The sequence below is a fragment of the Gluconobacter sp. GP1 genome (genome assembly GCF_032913585.1).
GTDB classification, from domain to species: Bacteria; Pseudomonadota; Alphaproteobacteria; order Acetobacterales; family Acetobacteraceae; genus Gluconobacter; species Gluconobacter cerinus.
The window spans coordinates 1-16,746 of sequence record NZ_JASGXC010000012.1 but is presented as its reverse complement, the minus strand read 5'-3'; the positions used below and the strand labels follow the sequence as shown (position 1 = coordinate 16,746).

General features: G+C 49.3%; 14 protein-coding genes. 7 read left to right on the top strand and 7 right to left on the bottom strand.

Translation table 11 applies throughout. The features are described 5' to 3' along the window. Together R5H23_RS15680 and R5H23_RS15675 are read right to left on the bottom strand one after the other, a co-directional pair. The coding region (locus R5H23_RS15680) for a hypothetical protein (protein WP_317215992.1) at nucleotides 1–240 on the bottom strand (240 nt) is incomplete at its 3' end. 75 nt (nucleotides 241–315) lie between these two features. Next, the gene (locus tag R5H23_RS15675; RefSeq protein WP_317215991.1) at nucleotides 316–4,083 is read right to left on the bottom strand and encodes a hypothetical protein; all 3,768 of its coding nucleotides are present in this window, start codon (nucleotides 4,081–4,083) and stop codon (nucleotides 316–318) included. Nucleotides 4,084–4,698: 615 nt separating this feature from the next. On the opposite strand from R5H23_RS15675, the gene R5H23_RS15670 reads away from it, so the two are divergent. The 5 genes from R5H23_RS15670 (at nucleotide 4,699) to R5H23_RS15650 (ending at nucleotide 10,197) form a co-directional block, all read left to right on the top strand. Next, entirely contained in the window at nucleotides 4,699–5,280 is a 582-nt protein-coding gene (locus R5H23_RS15670) for a hypothetical protein (protein ID WP_317215990.1), read from the top strand. Between the two features lie 448 nt (nucleotides 5,281–5,728). Then, complete coding sequence (locus tag R5H23_RS15665) at nucleotides 5,729–6,649, top strand: hypothetical protein (RefSeq protein ID WP_317215989.1); 921 nt, start codon at nucleotides 5,729–5,731, stop codon at nucleotides 6,647–6,649. A gap of 952 nt (nucleotides 6,650–7,601) precedes the next feature. Continuing rightward, entirely contained in the window at nucleotides 7,602–8,033 is a 432-nt protein-coding gene (locus R5H23_RS15660) for an isoprenylcysteine carboxylmethyltransferase family protein (protein WP_317215988.1), read from the top strand. A gap of 265 nt (nucleotides 8,034–8,298) precedes the next feature. After that, nucleotides 8,299–9,081 carry a hypothetical protein gene (locus R5H23_RS15655; protein ID WP_317215987.1) on the top strand — a complete coding sequence of 261 codons (783 nt, stop codon included), beginning with the start codon at nucleotides 8,299–8,301 and terminating at the stop codon, nucleotides 9,079–9,081. A 36-nt stretch (nucleotides 9,082–9,117) separates the two neighbouring features. After that, nucleotides 9,118–10,197 (top strand): IS5 family transposase, encoded by a 1,080-nt coding sequence (locus R5H23_RS15650; protein WP_317215986.1) that lies wholly within the window; start codon nucleotides 9,118–9,120, stop codon nucleotides 10,195–10,197. A 487-nt stretch (nucleotides 10,198–10,684) separates the two neighbouring features. Here the strand turns inward: R5H23_RS15650 and R5H23_RS15645 are convergent, their stop codons facing one another. From R5H23_RS15645 to R5H23_RS15635, 3 genes are read right to left on the bottom strand one after another with little or no spacing between them, the layout of a single operon-like run. Then, nucleotides 10,685–11,716: an RES family NAD+ phosphorylase gene (locus tag R5H23_RS15645; RefSeq protein WP_317215984.1), complete on the bottom strand. Its 1,032-nt coding sequence runs from the start codon at nucleotides 11,714–11,716 to the stop codon at nucleotides 10,685–10,687. Nucleotides 11,717–11,724: 8 nt separating this feature from the next. After that, the gene (locus R5H23_RS15640) at nucleotides 11,725–12,666 is read right to left on the bottom strand and encodes a sce7725 family protein (protein ID WP_317215983.1); all 942 of its coding nucleotides are present in this window, start codon (nucleotides 12,664–12,666) and stop codon (nucleotides 11,725–11,727) included. A gap of 7 nt (nucleotides 12,667–12,673) precedes the next feature. Beyond that, nucleotides 12,674–13,561, bottom strand: a complete 888-nt coding sequence (locus R5H23_RS15635; RefSeq protein ID WP_317215982.1) for a sce7726 family protein — start codon at nucleotides 13,559–13,561, stop codon at nucleotides 12,674–12,676. Nucleotides 13,562–14,398: 837 nt separating this feature from the next. On the opposite strand from R5H23_RS15635, the gene R5H23_RS15630 reads away from it, so the two are divergent. Next, complete coding sequence (locus R5H23_RS15630; RefSeq protein WP_088364976.1) at nucleotides 14,399–14,920, top strand: hypothetical protein; 522 nt, start codon at nucleotides 14,399–14,401, stop codon at nucleotides 14,918–14,920. Nucleotides 14,921–14,962: 42 nt separating this feature from the next. After that, nucleotides 14,963–15,817: a serine protease gene (locus R5H23_RS15625; protein ID WP_317215981.1), complete on the top strand. Its 855-nt coding sequence runs from the start codon at nucleotides 14,963–14,965 to the stop codon at nucleotides 15,815–15,817. A 71-nt stretch (nucleotides 15,818–15,888) separates the two neighbouring features. On the opposite strand, the gene R5H23_RS15620 is transcribed toward R5H23_RS15625, so the two are convergent. Then, nucleotides 15,889–16,185 carry a DNA-binding transcriptional regulator gene (locus R5H23_RS15620; protein ID WP_062268946.1) on the bottom strand — a complete coding sequence of 99 codons (297 nt, stop codon included), beginning with the start codon at nucleotides 16,183–16,185 and terminating at the stop codon, nucleotides 15,889–15,891. Next, entirely contained in the window at nucleotides 16,182–16,523 is a 342-nt protein-coding gene (locus R5H23_RS15615) for a type II toxin-antitoxin system RelE/ParE family toxin (RefSeq protein WP_062268948.1), read from the bottom strand. Before R5H23_RS15615 ends, R5H23_RS15620 begins: the two co-directional genes overlap by 4 nt. Nucleotides 16,524–16,746 lie beyond the last annotated feature (223 nt).

Here is a 16,746-nt window from a genome sequence, read left to right as displayed (position 1 = left end):
TTTGTATACTTCTTCTATTTCGAGAAACAGAGGATACCTCTTATCAAAGAGATCTAAATCAAATTTTTTCGAGTTAATAACTTTTTGGTAATTATTGACCCGCCATGCTGCAATCGCGATTAGTGCGCTTACAAAGGATACGGTCGAAGTTAGCATTCCTGGACCAAATGTCTTGATGATAAACCATTTGTCCCACGTATCAGTTGTGGGATAAGGTAAATTTGTAATTATTGTGCTCATTAATTCACTTGTCCATAATGCAGAATAATTTTTCTTTATACATAAAATAATCCATTAAAACATCGACAAGTGTTTTCACTCAAAGCTCTGTTCTGTAATTTGTTCTCGCCCACGCTCAGCCTCGATCCTTTGATCTATTTTGCAAATAGCTTCTTGAAGCCACTGTGAGATTGCCTCATCAAACGGGATATTTAACTGACTAATTGCGGCGCGACGTTGCATAAGAACATCCACAAGTGGCCGGCCCCATCGCCAAGGGTGCACACGGGACTCTGTATCACCCAAGAACGAGCGCTTGTCTGGAGCGTGCCTCAGGAGTTCCTTAAACAGTGGAGAGATAGCATTTCCACCTTCTATATCTCGGGGTGTGAAAAGCGAAACTGTTCTTCCGAGCAATTGGAACCGTCTGTTAGGATCAACTCGCGCCCATTCTAATAGCACAGGCGCCTCCAACGATTGGATTTGTGCTCCAAGACCTCCCTCTGCATCGAACACGAAGGAGTCGTCGTTCATAAGTCTAGACAGCAAAAATTCATTCAGGGCGACCAGTGGATCGATCTTCAAGACGGTATGCACCACCGCGTCCAAATCTTCTGAAAAATCGATTGTTTCTAAAGCCGCGCAGATTTGACCGCACAGTGCGCGAAATCCCATCTTATCCTCTTTGTCAGAGAAGCAGATACGTATTATTTCACGTATGCTTCTACTTATCGTCATTTCCTGTTTCGAAAATTGCAATTGCGATAGCAAACGACGGCCCAGACTGATTAATTTTGGAACGGCTTTCAGCTGCTCTTCGTTTTTAACGCACAAGTATATGTGAAGAATTTCAAGCGCCACTAAGAGGCCACCGGATGGTAGTTGCGCTATATCCGAAAGCAACATTCCAAATTCAATTGGAGGCGCGTCACTAACGGTACCCTTGATGATACCGTAGCAGTCACCGGCTTCCACGGTGCCTTCTCCGATGGCGCGGCGTAGACGTGCAATGCCATCAACATCAATTGCTACACGGGCCTGTAGCGCGGGAAGCTTTTTTGCGAGGGAGGGACTGTTGCTCAAGGAATTCAATACGTTCTCGGCAAAGGGCTCATCGCGGAGATGGCTCCCACGAATGAAGCCCTCCAGCGCCGCCATGCCGCACTGAGAGGAACTGAGATCACTCTCCGCGAGTTCTCGCCAGAGAGCCTCGAGGTCATCCGCCCCCTCAGCTAGCCCGATGCCGCATTCAAGTGCTTTCGGCGCATGTTGTGCAGTTGTCAGTTCCCTAAGAAAGGTGTCCCGGACACTCGGATCTCGCGCAAGTCTGGCCCCAATTTTCGTTGCTCCGACTGAAGCACTGTGCAGGCGCGTGCTGATGGAATGATTATCTAGTAGATCATCAGCAATGTCCCATGTAATCCCGGGGACGAAAATCATTGCACGGGCTTGGTTGAGTAGATCTGCTGGTTTGAGGCGGTTGACCAGTAGAGCCAGTCGCTTTCGATCACCCTCAGCCATGTTCGGGCGCTGGACGTGTAACATTGCCCGTAAGCTTATCCAGCCTTCAATCCATGGACGCTCTGCTAAAAAACTGGTGGCAGCCCGCTCAAGTGCAGCGCGACATGCAGGAGCACGCCAGAACTCTCGCGCAACGCTTGCAAGATGGGCGCGAACGGTGGGAATTAATGGGGACAATTCCACGGCAAGGTCGATCGCCGCATTTTGCCACCTCCATACGTCATCGTATGTTTCAGGCCGCCATCCCCAGTTCCGTGACCGGGAGCCGAAATCGAAATTGTCTGATGAACTGAAATGGCTTCCCTTGAGCAGCGCGAAAAGGGCTATTTCAGCGCAGACCATCAAGCGAGGTTCGCCTGAGGTTGCAAACTTGCGTACTAGCTTCCGACGTTGTTCCGGTAAGGCCTTTGTACCAGACAGGGAGAGATGAAACAGCTCTGCGAAAACGCGTCGTGCCTCATTATCTCTGGTCTTGCCTGTTTCCCGTGCGGCAAAGCGACTAAGAAGAGTAGCGGCGTCATCGAACGTGGCGGGGTCGTAGGCGAGCGATTTAAGCAGACGGACCCATCTGAATTTTTCGTCTGAGTAAGGACGAAGAGCTACGTCACGGGCTAAATCGTCGATCTCATATTTAATTCTGTCCAGAACAGCCTCAGGAGCCGCCGGCGCAATATTTGAAATAATTTGCAATCCGTCCTCACCTCTTGCAAGCAAGTTGTGGAGGGGACCATCTGGACGTAGCCAACGCTTGACCGTGGCTATAACGGCGGAACTTTCATGGAGATAGCCAAGCCGACGTGAGAATGATCTTTGCATGCGTGGGCTAATCGAGGCCGCAAACTGGTCCATATCGCTTGGGGGAATGCTCTCAAGCGCAGCGCTCGCCAAGTGGTTAGCAATCGCGTGAGGCAATATAGCGCGCCAGCGGCCACGCCCTTGTGCAATTCCCCTCTGGCGGAGGGTCGCTAGTGCTTCGTACAAGGTATGAATAGGCACGTGGCGAAGACGGGCCAGAAAAGCGAGTTCCCCTTCTTGAGAAGTGTTCTCTCCATCAATCGAATAGAGAAGCGCTAGCGTTCGGGCTGTCGATAATAGGCTCGAATCTGGCTCATTGCGCTGCTGAAAAATTCGATCAAATAGATCCCGGCTTTTAAGGTTACCTAAGGTCTTACCTTTGCCGACCGTTTCAGCAAGCGCTCGCGCAACGCGGAAATTCCCATCGCTGAACCTCGAAATTGTGCTCCGGTCAGTAAGTGTGACGTTTGGAAATGTCTGCTCCAGCCATTGCTCGACCAACCCTAGAGAGGCCGATTGCAGTCTGAAGACGTGAGTGCGCTCTGGCTCGTCGTCTCGAACATCATATTCAATCGTAATGAGGCTGGCCTTACTGCAGCTTGCGGAGCAGATGTAGGCGAGTTCGGTGTGAGTTGTTGGATTACAATTATCAACGATAAGAATTGCTGTCTGTTGCTGAATCACGAGCTGGCGCGCCATGTCCCGTGCGCTCGGAGCGGTATCTTGCGAATAATCTGTGTACAATGCGGAGCTGGGATCAAGCGGTGCCTGTCCAACTCCGTCTTCAAACAGGGCATGAACAAGGCGTGTCTTACCGACGCCCGATAGACCAATTAGCCGGACGCACTGCCCTGGATTTCGAAGAACCTCGCGAATACTCTCGATACCCTGATCGATCGTAAGATGTTCAGGATCACTTGTTCGCTCGTCGATAAGACACGTCGTTTGATCGAACAGATAAGGCGGAGATTTGGCGGCAGCGGCCCCATGCCAATCGTATATACTACTCCATCCAGAGAGACCTCTCCCAAGCTGTTGACGAACCCAGGCGGTGATCCCTGGATATTGATTGATCCAGGTTGCCAGGCGATCGCGATCATAGAAATCAGTGGTTAGATTGGACGAATTCGGCAGATCGTGAAGTTGGTTCCGAATAGCAGCACAACGGCCAGCGAGAGGCCCTGCAGAGAGGGATGCTTTGGAGCTGACAATAATGTACGCGCCTGATGCCGCGGCCAATTCTGCGATGACAGGACGCAGAACGTTATTAGGACGCATCTCCTTTCCAATTGCCCCAGGTGGCATATTTGGCTTCTTGACTTGAAACCCGCAAATAGGACGTGGAACGAAGTCCGCGGAGGGCAGAGGCGTCGGACAGTCAACTCGAACGTCGAGACCACCGTCCGGAGCATCTTGGTTGCCGCCAGCCGTCACCGCCGAGATCGGACATCCTTGTGCGCGCAGCTCCGCAATAGCCAATCGTGCAACAAGTATCCGTAAATCAGCGTCTGTCAGATGTGCAACATCGTCGCCGGTGACTTCAAACATTGTCTCGTGGCCTCTTCGTTTGAGCGCATGTAGGCCAGAACGAGATATCATCCGATAATCAAGATGCGCTCGACCGTATTGAGTACATGCAGGAGCGCCTTCTTATCACAGGCATCGCGTCGAATCAGTCCCTTCAACCTATTCGGCCTGAACTTTCATTATTTAATTAACCACAAATCTACGAAAAGGTAATTCTCGGCCTTTTTCCGAAAATCGCCCCCTCCCCACCCCCTATGTCCGTTAATTTACATTATCGGACATAGGGAGCGATGCATGAAATCGTCCTTAAAAGGCCTTTCTAAGGTGCTGACCTGGAGCGCTCGTCCGGGGACAAAGGCGCCTCTTAGAAAGAAGGTTCCATCGTCCATTCCATTCCCTGCGAGCGGAATTTCATCTCCCACATTGACCTGTAATCACCTATTGGTCTCGTGGCAGCTTTGGGGGGAAGCGGAATGTCTGCTGTTCAAGCGGCGCGGGTAAGAGATCGGACATTGCTCTCCCTTTATTTATGTCAGCTACGCACCAAAGGAATTTATCAGCATTTCGTCGTCGAGATCATCCGTAGACTAGAATAGCAGACAGATATATGTTTGAAATTAAGACGAATGTATATCATTGGATATTGAAATGCTACGACCTGTAAAATTAACAATAAATTGGAGCGGTAATCACGACACATTGGATGCCGTCGATCAATCCTCAGCTATTGCTAGTCAATTTAATTGTCCGGGTGTGTATGTACATCTTTCTAAAGACTCCTCTGGAAACCCGATTTGTAGATATTTAGGAAAACACACCTCATCATTAAGCGGAAGACAATTTGAGCATTTTACTAATATGTTTGACGGGAAGTACAATCTATATGGAAAATCTGGGAAATTAATATTCAAAGCAGGAGACGGAAATCCATCTATTGATGATCTAGACGAATACCTATCAATAACAAGTATATACTTCGGAACCATTGATAAATACCCTTCGTTTCCTGTGGATTCTTGGGTAGCGTGTATCGAAAGCTTGCTTATGAGAAGTCAGAAATGGTCTTCTTACAGTGGAACTATTCTTAATTACCGATTGGAACCTCCTCGCTATCAAATGTTCTCTGAATTTGAAATAATTCACTCCAACAACAGTGATATGCAATCACTATTTGGGAGTTCAACCAAATGGGACAAAAAGACAAAATCCATTTTCTAGTATGAATTAATTTTATTTTTGAGGAATCTCCGTACTTTAATTATTCCTGCGGCAATCGGGGTATCGGATCGCAGCCTGATACGAAAGCGTCTGGCTGTTTCGATGATCTCTACCGCAGGAGACCCTATTTGATCGCTTCGATACTACGCTACGGAAAGCTGGGTTTGACCAAATCCCGTATGACCAGTTGACAACCTCGCACGCGATTACGAGCATCGTACGGAAGGGCGGCTATCAGACTAAAACATTAAACAAGCAACCAAGCGTGCGGTCAGGTTTATAAAAGCTTCAAGCTCCTTTATGACCTTCGACGGTCCTAGAAGCCGACATTCTACTTTGTCGAGGAGCGGCATAGGCGAATAGCTAGAAACGTCGTGTCCCCAGCTTGCCATTATCAATTACCCTTACCTGTGGTAGCCAATTGATGCAGTTGCTGGAACGGGGTGGCATGAAGGAAGTGATCTACAACATCTTTTTGATGTGGGAAGACAACGTGTGCAGCGCTATCCGCTACGCCACCCATGAAGTTGAGATGGACGATGAGGCTGCCATCAAATTTCTCCAAAGCCGTATCCAAGCGGACCTGCATGCATCCAAGAAGTTCAAATTGGACACATCGTTTACCGTAGACGAATACAACGCACGGATGCGCCTTGGCCAGGGCCATAGGCTCTACGATCCCGTGTTCACTGCCCTTTCTGCAGGGGAACAACCGCTTCACGCTGCCACGCAGGTCGTGAACAATGTCCCGCAGGTCCGCTTCTCAAGCACCGTTGGCGATCCAGATATCTATCTGAGGGAAGACATGACCGATGGCGTCAGCATGTCGGATTGGCTGATAAAATACACTAAGGGCACAACCATCGACCTCAGCGAGCTTATCAACGATGACTATTTGCTCGCCATCAAACTCACATTCAACGCGAAGCTATATGTCTCGTCGATGAAGCTACTACTCAGTGCAATCGATAGCATAGCCTACATCGAATATGGGGATAAGCCGGCTATCTTTGAGAAATGGTTGACCGCCTATGCTGATATTTCGCACCTTGGCATCACGCCCAAGGAACTATGGGAAATGCGCAACGGCTTACTTCATATGACCAACCTGAATTCGCGCGAGGTCAGCAAAAAACGGGTGCGTCAGATATCTTTCTCCGTCGGCACCAAGGACTTCCATGAGCGCGATGGCATCCACTACTTCAGCTTCCATGGCCTCATCCAAGCCTACGCAGTTGCTCTGGTGAAATGGCTGGAAACCTACAATAGCGACACAGAAAAGCGCGTGGATTTCGTTGATCGTTATGACAAGACTATCTCAGACAGTCGTCTTGCGGTCTATACCAATTCAGTCGCGGCGAGCGTGTAAGCTATAGTCGGACTTAGTGAACGTGAATGCCGGGAATGTGAGCTAATCAGGCGTATCAGAAACAAGTTTGTTCATGACGTCGGTCCTAACTTCGACGATAATTGCATTAAAGACCTGAGCATCAAATTGACGTTTAGGGCAATGCCTTATCGCGAGGTTGGAATTGATTCCAAGGGTTCCCTCTTAAGCGCTTCAGTTGGTTTGATCATTAACCTAACGAACCGACTGCACTATTTCGCCAAGGCGCGCTTTAGCGTCCCCGATTGGCCACTACAGAGGGCTAGAGAGGCCTAAGACCAAGCCATGCCCAGCTTTCCGCCAAGCCTCCGCTAGGATTTGGGTAACGTGCTTTGGTCAGGGAGCACCCGAAGTTATAGCGTCTGTTGGTACCACACCGTTAGTAAAAATGATTCCTTCGTGATGCAGGGCAACTAATTTGCTCGCCTAGCAATGTCGGCTTTCGAGCAACCGTCACATCCGTTTGGATGTCCGACATGAGGCGTCTGCCGCCTGTCTGCTCCCACAATGTAGAACAGACAGGCAGTTCAGGGGGTATCCGGAATGTCGGCTTCTCGGCACGTACGCTTGGAAGCGGACATCTCCGCCAATATCAGCGCAGTTTACTCCTGCCACAAACAAGAGTTAGACGATCTACAGCATTATCTTCTCGTTCAGTCATCTCTTAATGATTGTTAATAAAAACCTTCATAACTATATGACATTTGTCATCCTATTAAATGACAAATGTTCATTTCGAAAATTTGTTTCCTATTATATGTTATTATTAATTATATTCATCGAGCGCATTATAGAAAGATAAACTATGTTAAATGTCGCGTTGTCTTTTTGTATTGTTTTTACTATTGGTGAAATATTCCTTCTCCTGAAGAGAAGAGCCAAAAAGACAGGAGTTATCTCTGACAGAAACACATTGTCAGCTTTTTGGATTGTATTGCCAGTCTCGATATATCTGGCATTTCAAACTCTGAAGCTCCCTCCGTTAGAAAGTTTCCCTCTCCCGTTCAGCCTGCTTCCTGCTGGTGCGCTACTAGCCTCGCTAGGTCTTATTTTGCGTTGGTATGCAATCCATCGTCTGGGTCAGTGGTTTACGGTCGATGTCGCATTGTCACAAGACCAGGTTCTGATGCGCAAAGGGCCTTATCGTTTCGTGCGTAACCCATCCTATACCGGAGCACTGATGACGCTGGCAGGGATTGGTATTTTCCTTGGAAATGCCTCGGCTTTGTTTCTTATGACCATTCCACCTCTACTCATGTTCCTGCATCGTATTCGTGTTGAGGAGCGGGTTCTTTCGAAGGCGTTCGGATCACAGTGGGTGGATTACCGCTCACAGACCTGGCGTCTGGTTCCGTGGGTTCACTGATGTCCAAAGTTGGGGATTTCGGATCGTCTGCTATCTGACTTCAGCCTGGTATCAATAACTGGCATGAACCGTGCAGATGCCCTTGGCTACGCAGTGGTTTCTTGGTGAATAATAGTTTGTCTTTAGTGCCATTAAATCGGTTAAATATACAGTTAACCCACGGCGCGCCCAAGTAAAAATCCTTTTCTTCAAAAGGAATTGTGCTTGCATTTTAGTCTCGAATCCGGTTCGATTGTAAAGACATACAGACGGAACAATTACCCTCATGAGCCGATTATTCCTCAAAGCCTTCTGCATCCCTGCGGGCTTTGCGATTGTTGCGACATCGCAAGCGGCCGCCAACGAGAGAATTATACCGACCGTGTTCGAGGCGGGGCATTTTTACGCCACCCCGACGGCATTAAATGGTCAGAAAATCCGCCTGCTTGTGGATACGGGAGGGGCCGGGTTTGGTGGGCTATACGTGCTCAAAAAAAGCGCAGTGAGCCGTCTCAACGCAATACTTACCAAGTGTAAATTAGACAATTTCAGCATTGATGTTGTTCGCTCGGTGTCTTTTCTTCCGGATGCCGGTCTAGCTCCGGTTACAACCACACGGCCCTGTATGGCGGATGCCATGAGCGTTGATAACAAGGTTGGAGACGATACTTTTGATGGCATGCTCGGGGCCGGCTATCTTGCGCGTTTCATCGTGACATTTGATTACCCCGTCCACCAACTGAAGATGGAGCCCGACGATTGGCGTCCTGCTGCTGGTGCGGAACAAATCCCTTTAATTTTCCCTCATAACGCGCAGGGAAAGCGAGAGAGTGACTTTCCTGGGGTAAATCTAACGATCGATGGAGCACCAGTTCATTTGTTACTTGATACTGGTGCAACAGCGTTCCCTACCCCCGCGGGGCTGGCTGCGCAGCAAATCGAGACAGTCAACGGAGAGGGTGTGACGTCTTATATCACTAAGAGTATTTTCAACCGGTGGCATTCCCATCATCCAGAATGGCAAGTGGAGGGTTCGAAAAACCCTCTGTTTTCGATGCTTTCTATGTGATTCCCTTCCTTCGGTTCTGGTTGAGGGAATGGCGCTATGAAACAGCTTGGTTTCTTTGATGTTGAAGAGCGGTTTGCTCGATTGAGCGGGCTTGGTGATCAACTTGAAGCGTTTTCCCGGACTGTGGATTTTGAAGTGTTCCGCCCTGATCTAAAGCAGGCTTTGGCCTATTCAGACGGCAGTAAAGGCGGGCGTCCGCCGTTTGATCCGGTGCTGATGTTCAAAATCCTGGTGATCCAGACGCTGAACAATTTGTCTGATGAGCGGACAGAGTATCTGATCAACGATCGCCTATCCTTCATGCGTTTCCTTGGCCTGGGGCTGTCGGACCGTGTGCCTGATGCCAAAACGGTCTGGCTGTTCCGTGAACGCCTGACCCAGGCGGGGGCCATTGAAAGACTGTTTGACCGATTTGACGCGACCCTGCGGAACGCGGGCTATCTGCCGATGTCGGGCCAGATCCTGGATGCAACATTGGTAGCCGCTCCAAAGCAGCGCAATACCAACACTGAGAAAGCCGACCTCCGGGCAGGGCGTATTCCTGAAGACTGGCAGGACAAGCCATCCAAATTGTCCCACAAGGATCGCCATGCGCGCTGGACGCTGAAGTTCACGAAAGCAAAACGGCAGGATGATGGGACGATCCCGTCAACGGATCTTGCCATTCCGTTCTTTGGCTACAAATCGCATGTTTCCATCGATCGAAAATTCAGGCTGATCCGCAAATGGAAAACGACGGATGCCGCCGCCAGTGATGGCGCGCGATTGAGAGAGGGGCTGCTGGATAAAACCAATACTGCCTCAACGGTGTGGGCCGACACAGCCTATCGCTCGAAAGCAAATGAGGACTTCATGGACAAAGAGGGTTTTGTCTCAAAGGTTCACAGAAAAAAGCCGCATCTCAAGCCCATGCCCCGCCATATCCAGCGGTCCAATGCAGGGAAATCGGTGATCCGATCACGCGTCGAGCATGTCTTTGCGGATCAGAAATCACAGACAGGGTTGTTCGTCCGAACCGTCGGCATCACCCGAGCCACCACGAGGATCGGACTGGCCAATATTGTCTACAACATGCGCCGCTTCCTCTTCCTGGAACGGATCAGCACTACAGCATAGCAATCCAGAGAAGGAGGCCTTCTCTCTACTCAAAACGCAGAGCGAAAGCGACCCAAAGAACCGTCAATCAAATCGCCAAAAACCCAAAATCAGAACCAAGACACATCAACCAACGGTTCTTCGATCCCTCCAAGTCGTTGAGCACGGGGATCATCTCATACCGGATACACGTATCATCATGGTGCCTGAAGTGTATTTCGGGAAAGTGCGCGTCGGACCAGTCTGGTTTACCGAACGGCCGGACAAGAATTTTGGGCCGAAAGGAATGAGCATGTGGATGGGGCAGACCGTCGTAGGCGCAGCGGGGGCAAACATTTACGGGAAACTTAAGATAACAATTGACTATGCACGCGAGGCGCTTTGGCTTTCCCCATCTAAAAAATAGAAATATCAAATAGATGCCTGTTAAGGGGGGGGAAAGCGGATGGTCCGGTTTCTGCAGAACATGAAAGAGACCGGACGTTGAAAACCCAGGTGTTGGCTTTCTTCAAGTTTCTGGCGCTATAGCTACTTCCACCGATACCCGCGATACGGTGTAAAGCGATACTACGCCGCCGGTGGCCTGTGCCGGATTGAAGAGCGCCAGATTGATGCCATCGCTTACCGAACTGCGATAGACGACGCCGTCAAACCTACGCTTTCTAATGAACTCACACAGATATTGACTTGGAATGTAGTCAATCGCCGCGCGTGAAGGCAGAACCGGGCGTGTTAGTTCTTCACCTAGGCGCTCAAGTAGGGGAAGATCGGCTCGAAGCTGGCCGATCGGGCCAGGGTCCTGCGCGATGAACGGAGAGATGCTCTTGCGCGGAGATCGCAAATCTACCGCCCGGATAGGCGGAATCTCGAAGTTTGCAACGCATGTCTTTTCGCCCGCGTGCGGCCTCACCTCGGCAGTAGACGTAGTCGGGGAAGATCCAAGGTAGAGATAGGGAATCCCAGCAGGATTAGCCCTACCGTGGCTTGCCAGGTGCTTTGGCGGCGGCCCCATTTCTGAAATCGGGTAATTAGCATCGCCGGTGCGGATGCGAGCGCGGAACCACTGCGTTGGTAAGTCCGTTGCGACGAGGTAATTTAGTAACTGGGCCAACCGATCTTTGTCGAAGTTGACGTCGAGAAACCAGCGGTTTTGGTGCATCATCTCGTCACGCAAGGTCTCCCACCGCATGAGCGCCTCACTCTGGTAATTTGGCGAGGGAATGAATTTTGCAAGTATGATTTCGCTATCGTCAAGAATATCGGCGAGTAGTTCCTTCGCATGAGCCGCATCCATTCTGGGATGGTCAAACAGCTGCCAATCTCTATTCAACCAATCTGTGATCGGTTCACCGTCTTCATCCTGTTCATAAACACTTATTAAAGGGTTAAACCAATCCGCCAAGGCGGATGGGTTGATCAGTAAGACATCGGGCGTCGCACAATAGTCGCAGTTTCCAACGACTGCCCCGAGAAACGGGAAGACATGATTGCGCAAATGATGGTCGCCGAAACATTCCGGACAACACTGACGCTTGGCCATAGCGTGCCTCAGGAAAGAAAATTAGCAAGTGTCTCGATATGATGGTTCATCGAGAGTTTTTTGACGTAACCAAGGCCTGGGAAGTGGCCCTGGACGTGGAGTTTTCGAAACTCCTTGATTGCCGAGGTCTCCAAAAGCTTGGAATTTCCGGCGTCGAGTTTGCTAATCAATTTTTCCAACGCCTGCGCAAATTTGCCCGCGGGGTCGGTCGGAGTGTCGTTCGTAGTAGAGACGAAATGATAGATATACATTACGTTCTCGCGGTCGGGATCAATGTATGTGAGGTGGATCGCAACTGCGTAAGCTGGTCCCCCTCCTTCCGAGTAGCTGTCCCCCACCATCAGGAAGTCGCCGAAGCCCTTCATGCCTAGGTCGTCGTAAGTAATGTGAAGTTCAGAAAACTCTTCCGAAGGAATCTTGGCATACTCGGAGTTCTTGCGGCGCTCGAACCCATCGCGAACCAGTGCCTTCTGCGCCGCCGCAAATGGCTTACGGTAGAGCGTGCTTGCATATTTCTCGATAAAGACGTGATGGGTATCTTTGAGACTCGAGCCCAGACGAACCGCCAGACCTTTATGATCCTCGAAACCGGCATGGACGAATATCGGATTATGCGCCGCGTGTGCTTCGAAAAGCGTATAGGCTTCTTCATGATCCATGCCGTCACGGAGAAGTATGCCTGCCGAGATCGCTGCGTTGTCTGTAAATTCTTTGGTCAAGAGGCCCGTAATGCCGGTCCCGTTGTCCTGGTGATCGCCGACGTATGGGTTCACAATGACAATCGCATTGCCGCCTGCGCCGCAGACAGCGGTCAAGGCCTTGTGGAGACCATTTAGGGTCTCTTTAACCGGTTCGATAATCGGAACAAACCCCGCCTTCGCCATGACCTCCGTTGTCTCTCGAATGGTGATGAGTTCGAACTGCTTGCCGCGGAAATAAGGATAGTACATCGTTATTTTATACCCACTCCATCGCCATCTCGAGAGGTGTCTCGATCGCGCTTACAACTCGGTCGTGATCACCACGCCTAACCGGTATCGAAAGTGCAGCGGCCTTCAATGAGACCGGAAGGCGCGAGACGAGCTCCGTCAAAGGCACAAGTGACCGCGAACGTTTTAATGTCCTGACCATTTCGCGGTGGACATCGATCGGGTCAAGCTCTGCAAACAGGGAACGGAGCACGGCGTGACGCCGAGTATTTGGAACGTCGGGCGCGGCTATGCCAAGAGACTTCAATACAGCAACGGCCTCAGAAGATCGCAGCGTTTCAAAGATGGTTGTAGGACATGTCCTCGCAGGCGCATCGACCGCTTCGCGCACGGGGGATATCTGGTAGCGCTTAGAAAGCATAAGGATGCCGACGTCTCGATCTAGCGCACGCTGAACGCCTTTGACATGCTCCTCGCCTACAATGACATTCACTGTTGCGAAAACACGTTTGTAGTTGGCTACCTGGTTGAACAGACGCGCAAGAGTGTCACGCTCCGATTTGATCTCATAGACGCTTGCGGTGCCGTTCAGAATGACGAGATCCGCCTTACAGTCCCCAGCACGCACTTCGTTAAGCATTGAAGCCGTGCGCAGGGAATGCTTGCCAAGCAAGATCTTTTGGGTGACTGCCGCACGATAGACGTATTCGTTGCGGCTTCCAGTGGCTTTCAGGCGCGCAAAAGCTGAATCGAAGGCCGACCCGACGGTTGCATTTTTTTTGCATAGATCCGCTACACCTGCTTGGCATATGAGGCGGCTAAACAAGGGCGAGCGACCCTTCCTCGCCATTTCTTGGAAAACAGCAGAGGAGAACAGGCGGTCAAGTGCGCTCAGTTCGGATACGGACGACGTCAATCTAATATGCTCCATGAAGCAGCGCGCCGAGACGCGCCACCATGCCGCATGATTTAGACTAGTTGTAGATAGGGCGCGACAGTTTTTAATCTAAAAATTTATCCCGGCCGACGGCATAATTTCGATGATGAGATTTTCGCAAAAGGTATAATAGCCAGCCGCCTGTTCTTGCATTTAGGATTTTCAGCAACTAGGCGTCATCCAGCCCTGCCTTTTTGCAGCACAGCAAGAGACTATGCTTTGATGCAGCGCGTTTATTAGCATTGCGGATAGCTATGGCGTCAGCGGAAATCGGCACTAAAGTACTCTAGAGTTGGCGGTCAGAAGAATCCCAATTCAGTCTGTCACGCCTCATCATTCAATAATGTCGGCTTTCGGGCACCCGTTACACCCGCTTAAATGTCTCACATGAGGCGTAAGCAGCAGGTCCGCTTACGCCCTTATTGCCGACATTCGAGACGATAAATTGCCGTCCCGAATTGGGTGTCCGAATTTCTTAAGGATCCTTTGAATTTTGGGCTTTAGCGGCGCCAGTCAAGAGTGGGATGACGCTGAGCGGCGCATGGAGATTTGCGGCAATATCAGGTGCCTCGGGAGATTGACGTTTGGCTACTCCGTAATAAATATCAGCTTTCAGGCGGTCTTACATTTCTTTCGAACGGCTGGAGTGGAGGCAAACGAAGTTAAAAAATGGCAAAAGACATCACTTGGGCACTCCAAAGTGGCCAGGCTGCTCTTGCCTCATGGTCGTCGTTCGCGAACATCAAAAGAGAAATTCTTTAACTGTTGCACGTTTACATAGGTCCAAGAGAGAAATATTTAGAGATTTTGTTATAAATGCAGAAGGGCAAAATGATGAGAATTATGACAGCATCAGTATTTAAGCGTTTTCCTAAACGATGCGATTTTGAGTCAGCGTTGACGGCAAAAGGTTATACTCATAATCCGGCGGGAGGATCCGGTGGTAGTATATTCATGCACGCCAATCGTGATCTCGTTTGGAAGATTGCCGATGATCCCGCGACTGCTGAATTCGCTGATCTGCTAGCTAGCGGTTGGACTGACCCTGCGGCCCCGCGCGTTTTTTTAGCCAGTCCTAAGGGGATGCCTTATTCGGTTTTGGCTATGGAAAAGTTGAACCCGCTCACGTTCGGCTGCAATTGGTACACTTGGTATATGCAAGATTACGTAGCGATGAAAGGGTCACCGCATACAGATCCCTACGGCGCTAGTGCGGTGTTAAACTTCTTAAGGGGGGAGGCCCATAAGCGGCATGTAAACTTGGATGTTCAGCCCCAGAATGTGATGATCCGACGAGGATCTCCCTCTCAGATTGTTTTGTTTGATCCATTCTATTGATACATGCATGTCAATAGAATTCACTGATTTGGGAATAGAATTATGAAGATTTCTGATAAACTTATAAATGTTACTATACATATACAAACAAAAACCAAAGAAGGGGCAATATCTACCGGGACAGGGTTCTTTTTTGAATTTTGCCGTTCAGAAAATGGAAAAATGGTTCCAACTATAGTTACCAACAAACACGTAATTGATGGCGCAAAGAGCGGAACGTTAAGATTTAGAACTTCTGATGATAACGGCGATGTAAAAGAAGGCGATTTTTTTGATTTTAACATTAATGATTTTGAAAATGCATGGATAAAACATCCTAATAGTGATATAGATTTAGCTGTATTGCCCATCGCTCAGTTTTTTTCCAGTATGACTTCACAGGGTAAAAAACCATTTTTTCCGGGATTGGATAAAAGTACGATCCCAAATGAAGAAGCTGTAAAATCGCTATCATCAATAGAAAATATAATTATGATTGGATATCCTAATGGAATATGGGATCAAGAGAATAATGTACCGATAGTAAGGAGAGGTATCACTGCAACAAGTTTTGGAGTGGACTTTAAAGGTAAAAAGGAATTTCTAATTGATTGTGTCTGCTTTCCTGGTTCAAGTGGGTCTCCAATATTTCTATTGGACGAGGGGGTGCATATGGATCAATCTGGCCAAATAAAATTTGGCACTAAATTCCATTTTCTTGGAGTTTTGTGGGGTGGGCCGCAGTTTTCATCTCATGGAGATTTAGTTGCCGTGCCTGTTCCAACAAAAAATCAATTAATAACAATATCTAACATACCCATGAATCTTGGATTTTGTATAAAATCAAATTTGCTTATGGATTTTGAGAAAATAATTAAACCAATTTTTGAACGTGAATTTCCCAATTCAGAAAAATGATCCAAGAGCAGTCCTTCTGCTTTCCCCCAAAATAGTGGTCATTTGAATGAGCGTATCGGGCCTGTGTTTCCTCAGCGAGCCGCAGAAAGTAGCTCACTCACGAGCGACGGCCGCTTATCCAACATCGCCAGCAAAACCTGGGCTGGTCCGGTTGGCTGACGACGGCCATGTTCCCAGTTCAGAAGGGTCCCCTTGGCGACCCCGATGCTTCTGGCAAACTGTGCCTGAGAGAGCCCGGTCCGCGTTCTGATGGCCGCCACGTCAACCGACGGAACACACACTTGATGGGTCAGGCTGTTTTCGGTCGGAGCTTCCGCATAGGCGAGGGCCTCATTCAGCCCCTGCAGAATGCTGTCATAAGCGCTCATGATGGTTCTCCGTATTTCGCAACAAGCGTCTTGCTCAACTCTACCAGGGCGGCCTGTTCAGATCGCGTCAGATTGTCTTTCTCGTTTTTGGCAAATACGGTCAGCAGGAACAGAGGCATCTGTCTTCCACCAAAAACATAGAGAGTTCTATACCCTCCCCTCTTCCCACCACCCTCGCGTGAAAAGCGGACCTTTCGCAGACCGCCACCTAAAGAAATGCCAGTATCTGGCATCGCAGCGAGCATGTCGATCAGAGCCGTCCGGTCGTCGTCTGACATTAGGGCTTTTGCCCGCTTTATGAATTCAGGCAGTTCGACAACAGTCTGCAGCTTTGACATTCACAATGAACTATACGTCATTGGCTGATAGGTCAATGACGTATAGTTCGGAGAAATGAAGGGCGTGATGGGCATTTAGACAAACAACCGTCCAAAAACCTCAAGAAATGCCAGAAATCCGCAGTTTTCCGCCATAAAATCTATGTCCATTTTTTCTTATTATCGGACATAGGGGTTTTTCCATCAGGCCATGAAATTTGTGGGAATTCCTCACCGAAGTGAA

Bases quoted from the DNA above. Each gene is read 5' to 3' on its own strand.
- R5H23_RS15630 (WP_088364976.1), top strand. From the start codon at position 14,399: ATGCAGAAGGGCAAAATGATGAGAATTATGACAGCATCAGTATTTAAG.
- R5H23_RS15665 (WP_317215989.1), top strand. From the start codon at position 5,729: ATGAAGGAAGTGATCTACAACATCTTTTTGATGTGGGAAGACAACGTG.
- R5H23_RS15655 (WP_317215987.1), top strand. From the start codon at position 8,299: ATGAGCCGATTATTCCTCAAAGCCTTCTGCATCCCTGCGGGCTTTGCG.
- R5H23_RS15640 (WP_317215983.1), bottom strand. From the start codon at position 12,666: ATGTACTATCCTTATTTCCGCGGCAAGCAGTTCGAACTCATCACCATT.
- R5H23_RS15650 (WP_317215986.1), top strand. From the start codon at position 9,118: ATGAAACAGCTTGGTTTCTTTGATGTTGAAGAGCGGTTTGCTCGATTG.
- R5H23_RS15615 (WP_062268948.1), bottom strand. From the start codon at position 16,523: ATGTCAAAGCTGCAGACTGTTGTCGAACTGCCTGAATTCATAAAGCGG.
- R5H23_RS15625 (WP_317215981.1), top strand. From the start codon at position 14,963: ATGAAGATTTCTGATAAACTTATAAATGTTACTATACATATACAAACA.
- R5H23_RS15675 (WP_317215991.1), bottom strand. From the start codon at position 4,083: ATGTTTGAAGTCACCGGCGACGATGTTGCACATCTGACAGACGCTGAT.
- R5H23_RS15645 (WP_317215984.1), bottom strand. From the start codon at position 11,716: ATGGCCAAGCGTCAGTGTTGTCCGGAATGTTTCGGCGACCATCATTTG.
- R5H23_RS15620 (WP_062268946.1), bottom strand. From the start codon at position 16,185: ATGAGCGCTTATGACAGCATTCTGCAGGGGCTGAATGAGGCCCTCGCC.